The organism is Postechiella marina (assembly GCF_039538365.1).
Taxonomy (GTDB): Bacteria; Bacteroidota; Bacteroidia; order Flavobacteriales; family Flavobacteriaceae; genus Postechiella; species Postechiella marina.
The window spans coordinates 1-7,096 of sequence record NZ_BAABCA010000011.1 but is presented as its reverse complement, the minus strand read 5'-3'; the positions used below and the strand labels follow the sequence as shown (position 1 = coordinate 7,096).

4 protein-coding genes are annotated in these 7,096 nt (G+C 30.4%); 3 read left to right on the top strand and 1 reads right to left on the bottom strand.

What is annotated here, in order from left to right; all coding sequences use genetic code 11:
• A partial coding sequence (locus tag ABD715_RS17630) for an RHS repeat domain-containing protein (protein ID WP_344789661.1) occupies positions 1-2,321 on the top strand: 2,321 nt, incomplete at its 5' end.
• A gap of 4 nt (positions 2,322-2,325) precedes the next feature.
• Complete coding sequence (locus ABD715_RS17625; protein WP_344789660.1) at positions 2,326-3,045, top strand: hypothetical protein; 720 nt, start codon at positions 2,326-2,328, stop codon at positions 3,043-3,045.
• 193 nt (positions 3,046-3,238) lie between these two features.
• Here ABD715_RS17625 and ABD715_RS17855 read toward each other — a convergent pair whose 3' ends face one another.
• A complete protein-coding gene (locus ABD715_RS17855; protein WP_425567992.1) occupies positions 3,239-3,502 on the bottom strand; it encodes a helix-turn-helix domain-containing protein in 264 nt (87 codons plus the stop codon).
• A 416-nt stretch (positions 3,503-3,918) separates the two neighbouring features.
• Here ABD715_RS17855 and ABD715_RS17620 point away from each other — a divergent pair, with 416 nt between their 5' ends.
• Positions 3,919-7,008 (top strand): RHS repeat domain-containing protein, encoded by a 3,090-nt coding sequence (locus tag ABD715_RS17620; protein ID WP_344789659.1) that lies wholly within the window; start codon positions 3,919-3,921, stop codon positions 7,006-7,008.
• Positions 7,009-7,096 lie beyond the last annotated feature (88 nt).

Genomic DNA, 7,096 nt, shown 5'->3' with positions numbered 1-7,096 from the left:
TATATTATACTAATACAGCAATACCTCATAGTGTTTCAGAAATTTACACCATAAACTACTACGATAACTATACCTTCGATAAAGTCTCAGGAAATTCAGAGACCTCATATGGAAAAACACCAACAACTAATGTAAAAGGATTAACAACAGGCAGTAAGGTAAGAGTTTTAGATTCTAACCCTGTGAAATGGATAACTTCTGTAAGTTATTATGATGATAAGGCACGACCTATTTATGTCTATAGCCATAATGCATATTTAAACACCACAGATAAGGTTAAAAGTCAATTAGATTTTACAGGGCAAGTATTAGAAACCACAGCAACACATGCCAAAACAGGTAAATCAACTATAACAACAGTAGACACTTTTACTTATGACCATGTAGGACGCTTAGTATCTCAAAAACAAAAGATAAATAGCTTAGCTGATGAGCTAATAGCAGAAAACCATTATGACGATTTAGGTCAATTAACAAGTAAAGGTGTAGGAGGCAAAACCACTCAAGGCAGGTTACAAACAGTAGATTATGCTTATAACATAAGAGGTTGGTTAAAACAAATAAACAATACAGCAAGTTTAGGAAATGATTTATTTGGATTTAAAATTAATTACAATACAGTAAATCATAGTGCAACAAAACTGTACAATGGTAATATTTCTGAAACTGAATGGAAAACAGCTAATAGTGATACTGGGGTAAAATGGTATAAATATACCTATGATGATTTAAATAGACTGAAAGAAGCGGAGTTCATGAATAATGATCCATACTACAGCTCATATAATTATGATAAAAACGGAAATATCACAAGTTTATTTCGTTTTGACTCAAGAGGTAGCAGCAACATAATGGATGATCTTACCTATACTTATGACTTAGGCAATAAACTTATGAGAGTGGGTGACTTAGGAGATGATTCTTTAGGGTTTATAGATGATTACACTGGCTATCATTTAGATACCACCGATGATTACAATTACGATAACAATGGTAATATGACATTGGATACCAACAAAGGAATTACCAACATTACTTATAATCATTTAAACCTACCAACTAATATTTCGATTAACGGTAATGGAAATACAGGAACAATTGCTTATATTTACGATGCCACAGGTGTAAAATTGGAGAAGAAAGTTACCGAAAACGGAACTAATACCTACACCTACTACAACGGTAATCACGTATACGAAGGCAGTTCTTTGAAATTCTTTAAACACTCAGAAGGGTATGTTGAACCTAAAGATGCTAATAATTATGCTTTAGGATTTAACTACGCTTATCAATACAAAGACCACTTAGGTAATGTGAGGTTGAGTTATCAGGATAGTGATAATAGTGGTAGTGTAGATAGTTCTGAAATACTAGAAGAAAACAACTACTATCCCTTTGGGCTTAAACATAAAGGATATAATGATGGTGGTACAGCGTTTTATAATCCAGCACTAGATTATCAATATAATGGTGTTGAATATGAAGAGAGTTTAGGACTTAATTTGTATGAGATGGACTTCAGAAGCTATGACCCAGCAATTGGTAGGTTTAATGGGATAGACCCTGTAACACATTTTTCGCAAGGAACAAGTGTTGCCTTTGATAATAATCCAATATTTTGGGCTGACCCTTCTGGAGCTGATAGCTGGAAATATGATTGGAATAGCAATGATGGCACATATGTTAATGAGTCAGGGGATAGAACTCAAGATTATAATAGAGCTATAAATGAAACTCAAACAGATTTAGGTGTAAAAGATGATTGCCCTAGATGTAAAAATAAAAACATTTTAATTGATTTTGTTAAGGCTGCTGGAATTGAAGCTGGTAAAGATGCTGCTAATGAAGCTATTTATAGGCATAAAAACTATTCAAGTGAACAATTAGATGAAAATAAATATTCTGTCGAGTTAGAGACTGTCGAGATTGAAGGAGAAAATCTGAATTTTAAAAAGAGTTTAGGAAACTTTATTAGACAATATTTGTTAATTGATGCAAATCATTATTCATTTGAGCAAAATTTTGATATAAAAAATAAAGACGGTTCTACATCTACCTTTTCAGCAAATGGAGAAATTTATTTGAAACAAAACAGAGAGGATTTAGACCTGAAATATATGAATTATGGTACTTATGGAAGTGACCAAAACGGAAATACTTTAGGGCAAATATCATTTATTAATAGTAAAAACGAATTAGTAGCTCGATTAAAGTTTCAAAATAAAAAAGTATTTAATACTTTTATTAAACAGAATTTTACTAATCCAAAAATAAGAACTAGAAATAAATTGATTAACGAATATTTAGGTAATAAAAAATAAAAATATGATGAAAAAGGTGATTTTTACTTTAGCATTTATTTTGGTGATAATTATTATATATAAAATTACTCCGCTTGAAAAGAATATAAAAAATAATATTATTACTAAAAGGATGGACAAAATAAATAAAGATTCTATTAGTAAGTATTATGATGCGTTTAGAATGAAATATTTTTTTGACAAGAATGATAAGGAGGAGTTTTTAAATTATATTAAAAAATATAACTCAAATTTATATGATGAATTATCTGATGAGTGTATTAAGTTATATCCCATTCTAAATTTAGAAAGTTTAAATGGCAACAAAGGAATTTACTATGTTACCAGTAAAGATAATAATTTAGGTGAAGAGCATACTTTATATAATTATATTCCTCAAAAATATAAATCAGACGTACTTTATGCTATAGATAATAATAAGATAAAACGTATTGCTTATTTTAACACTTCTAAAATGATAGCTAAATCTATTCCTTGTAAAGAAGGGAGTGTTAAGTATAATATAGATACGTTATCGCTAGATTCATTTAAGTATTTTATGTTTTCTAAAAAAAGAGGTGTGCCTTTAAAAGTTTCTGAAAATGCTGATAAAAGATTAATAAATATTTTTAAAACTGATTCATTGATTTTGGAAAAATCAAAAGAACATGATTTTATATTTGCTCAATTTGGTTATGAACCAATAGATAATTTTTATTGCGATGTGGGTAATGGTACAGATTAGTTGATGATATAACTTTTAATCATAATCAACTATAAAACAATAAATTAAGATATAAATTTAGTTTAAAAAGGGTGGGCATAAAGTTCATCCTTTTCTTTTTAAACGTATATAGAGGCTTTAAAATGTATATTTCTAACCTTAGTGGTTCATATTAGTTTCTATGAAGTGTAGAATATATAATAATTTAGACAGTTTAGTTTTTCTCGAACGAAGAAAATAATTCTGAAAGCTGTATATTTAGATTATCCGCTACTTCTTTAATCATACAGATTGAAGTATTAACAGTACCTCTTTCAACTCTACTTATTTGCATAACCTCAACATCAATTCGGTCGGTAAGTTCTTGTTGAGTTAGACCTTTACTTTCTCGAACTTTCCTAAAATGTCCCCCCCCCGCTAGCGCTCGACTGTGTCGGGTGCCGTATTGAGTAAGTATTGCATTGTAGTCACTCGTCATAGACGAACGCTGGCAATATTTAGCAAGACCTAAATAAAAACATAAGAAAAATATGTTTTTTGTATTTTAGACTAATGAGTAGGAAATACAAATTTCATAATAAAGCGGGTTTATACCTTGTAAGCTTTGCTACTGTAAACTAGATAGACATATTTACAAGGGAATTATACTTTGGTGTATTGGCAGAAAGTATAAATTATTGCATAGCACAAAAAGGAATGGAGCTGTATACTTATTGCTTTATCCCGTAATCCATATTAAATGGAATTAAAGACTTACAATAAATAAGCTTCTTGTCTTTAAATATTAATAAAACTCCTAATTAGACTTACAAATTGTAAAGTTATCGCCTACCGTTATTATTATCATACAAATTAAATTTATAAGCACATTTATAAACTATAAAAAATGTACTTATGATAAGAATAAAATCAATATTTAATTTATTACTGTTTTTTATTATTCTAAATGCTTATGGGCAATATATTCCTACTAGTCCAGAAGCAGAAGTATTTCAAAAACATACAGGTTATCACATGAATAATTCTACAGGGGTTCCTGATATTTCAATTCCATTACACACTATTAGTCATGCTGGTTATCAAATACCCTTAAACTTATCTTATAACAATTCGGGGGTAAGACATGGTTATAATTATGATTTATATGGTTTTGGTTGGAATTTATCAGGAAGAGGAAAAATATCTAGATCTCTAAAATATTTCCCTGATGAATGGACTAATTTTGTAGCACAACTTCCATATACATCTCAAGCTTATGAGGCCATAGAAGCGTATCATCTGAGGGTTGCAAGTTTCACACACCTCAGCAATGACTCTGATTACGATCATGATATTTTTCATGCCAGTTTACCAGATGGAAATTCTTTTAGTTTTATTATTGAAAATGATGGCACGGGAAATATATCTATTCTAAATTCTCTTGACAAAACTATAAAAATTAGTTACGATTTAGAATGGTATAACAATAATAACCACATTAAAGGTTTTCAGATTACTAATAATGACGGGGTTACTTATACTTTTTCTAAAGCTCTTAAAGAATATAACTATAGAGGGCTTAGTGCTAGGTATAATGTAGAATGGAATCTTACTAGAATTGATTTTCCAAACTCTGCTAAGCCTATAATCTATGAATATCTTAATGGAAACTCTCAAGGAGATGTTTTAGTGAGACAAATAACCTCTTTTGACGCTACCTTAATAGTAAACAGTCATCATTGTGAAAGTTATCCAATTGAAGGTGGAACAGGATGGAGCGAACCACCAACAGATACCTATAGAACTTCTCCAAATAATGATATCATTAAAATGGTACAACAACCTATTCTTAAAAAAATCACTTATGATGATATCATTATAGAATTTGATTATGATTTTTATGGTTCTGCAAACGAACTTTCTGGAAGATACGCTTGGCTAAACTGGATGAAAATCAGCTCCATAAATCACACTGAAACCCAACGATTTAATTTTAACATGAGTGAATTTCCATTACAAAACTCTTTTTTTAAATTAAAAAAACTTGATAATATAGAAAAAATAAATAGCCAAGATTCAATGAGAAGGACACATGCTTTTAATTATGAATCTTTAACAAATATGCCTCATATGAAAGGTACTGATCATTGGGGGTATATAAATGGATATATGTCCTCAGGGTATAAAGGCCTACCTAACTTTAAAGTAGACTTACCCGGGTATTTTCATGAAAACGGCTTCCAAGGTGAGTCAATTGAAAACTTAGTAATAAGGTCATCTGAAGTAGATGGAGGCCCTGGCAGTACAGGTTGGGGAGAGTATTTTCTTGGAGATTACAATAAAGAACCAGCAGGTAGTGATGGGCTTTTAAGTAAAATCACCTATCCTACAGGGGGATATACTCAATTTAGCTGGGAACGTAATAAATATTATAATGAATGGGAGGAAGATTATAGATACTCCTCAGGACACCGTATTGGAACAATTTCTAATTTCAGTAAAGCTGGAAGTTTGGTAAATGTTGACGAATATAAATACGGAGAAGAAGAGACAGAACATTTTGGATATGGACTAGCACCTGTAGAACCTAACCCGCTGACTTACATGATAATGAGTAGTAATAAAACTTTACCTATTTCTGCTTACCATCCATCAGAGCAATATAAGAATGCATTTATATCAGACAGTCAATGTCTGAGAGCAAATCGGGCCAAAGCTGAATTTAGATTTAGTATAGGTAATTATTTAAGTTTACTAAAAGGAAGACCTTCAGTAGTTTATCCAAGAGTATGCATTTATCACAAAGGAGCGGATGGTATAAATACCCAAGGTAAGACCGAATATTTCTATGATTATGAAGATATTGATTATAACACAGGGAATAAGGTTTTTATGGAAAAGAATTATGTAAATATTCAAAAACCTTATTCAGAGACATTTCCTGCCAGATATAATAAAGTAACCAAGAAAAATGTTTATGCTAAAAATACAGTTCCATATGATCCTTTAGGAGAAAACAATCCCTACATCAAAATTAGAGAAGAAGAAAACACATGGGAATATGAAGGGTTAGGACTCGATGAATACAACATTACTTATCCATGGAGAAATATATTTTTTTTATTTGGAAATAATGAACAAGATTTTGCAAATTTTGAAGTAGAATATATTGCGCAAGGATATAAATATGGATTATTAACCAAAAAAACAATTTCAGAATATGATATAGAGGGTAACCCTCTAATTACACAGACTAAAGATTTTGTTTACGGGCTAAATCATTTTGTTAATGAAGAAATTGCAACAGACAGCAAGGGCAACATTATTTCAACCAAATATATGAGACCTCAAGACTATTATCCTATTCCAAACTCAGGGTTCATTTCAGATATGTTAGTTAAAAATATGCAGTCTCAAGTTATAGAAATCACATCAAATAAAACATTACTAGGAGAAACAACCCCTAAATTATTAAATAAACAAAAAACAGAATACACTAAACTATCATTCTTTAATACATATACTAATCAAAATGATTATTGCATTTTGCCATATAAACAATATTCTACATTTAAAGATAATAGTCCTTACACTCTAGATAATACAATAACGTACAATACAACAATTGGAGGAAATTACCCTACATTCCTACCCGTTCAAATTGATAATAGGGTTTCAGGAGTTTCTTCTTATCTATGGGACGACCAAGGACGCTTTACCATGGCTCAAATTAACAATGCCAACCATTCATTAATTAGTTCTTTAGATGGGAAAGATGCATCTTATAATAGCGAAACATTATATAATAGTTTAATAAACCTTGTGCCAGATGCATTAATTTCAACATTCAGTTATCATTCCCTTTTTGGAGTTACTTCAAAAACAGGACCCAATGGAATCACTGCCAAATATGAATACGATGGTTTAGGTAGGCTGATTATTATAAAAGATTCTGACGATCGTATCCTATCACAAAACCAATACCATTATAAAGGTCAGCAATAATTTATTAATAGAAAAAAACACATTCAAATATATGAAATCACAACACTATATAATACCGTTAATACTTTTTGTGTTTAGCTTTTCGCAA